Annotated in this window: 1 pseudogene; it reads left to right on the top strand. The window is 73.5% G+C overall.

Going from position 1 to position 509, the window contains the following annotated elements:
- Positions 1–280: 280 nt before the first annotated feature.
- Positions 281–509 (top strand): annotated as a pseudogene (locus C2L80_RS13645) (FAD-dependent oxidoreductase); the annotation flags it as partial.

Below are 509 nucleotides of genomic sequence, written 5' to 3'. Positions count from 1 at the left end.
GCTCGCAGGCTGACCGTCCGGCTTGTATGCCTCTGGCCCGTGGCGTTGTTCCGGGCCTCGCGAGCGCGCAGCGCCCGCCGCGCGCAGGGTAGCCTGACCGGACGCGTGCGGGCATCCCCCCGGCAGGGGGAAATGCACGTGGGGAGGCATTTCCCCCTGCCTGCGGGTTGATGACGGGCAGTGTCGGCTTTAAGGTGAGCCTGCGGGCAGCGGCAACGCTGCGCTCCGGTGCGCAAAAGGGGCGCGCCGGGTTCGCGAGTCGAATCAAGGAGGGATTCTCATGGAGGAAGAGAAGGGCATGGGGAAGAGGGGCCTGTCGCGTCGCGCGTTCTTGGGCCTGGGCGGCACGGCGCTCGCCGGTGCGGCCATGGCCGGCATGGCCGGCTGCGCGCCCCAGTCGAAGTCCGACGCCAAGGCCGACGCCGCCGCGGGCGGCGAGGGCGGCATCCCGGTGGCGGAGAGCGGCGCCTCGGCCGGCCCCGACGGGGCCGGCAAGCACAGCGGGGAGA

The sequence above is a fragment of the Rubneribacter badeniensis genome, from assembly GCF_002899695.1.
Taxonomy (GTDB): domain Bacteria; phylum Actinomycetota; class Coriobacteriia; order Coriobacteriales; family Eggerthellaceae; genus Rubneribacter; species Rubneribacter badeniensis.
This window is presented reverse-complemented; position numbering and strand designations above follow the sequence as displayed.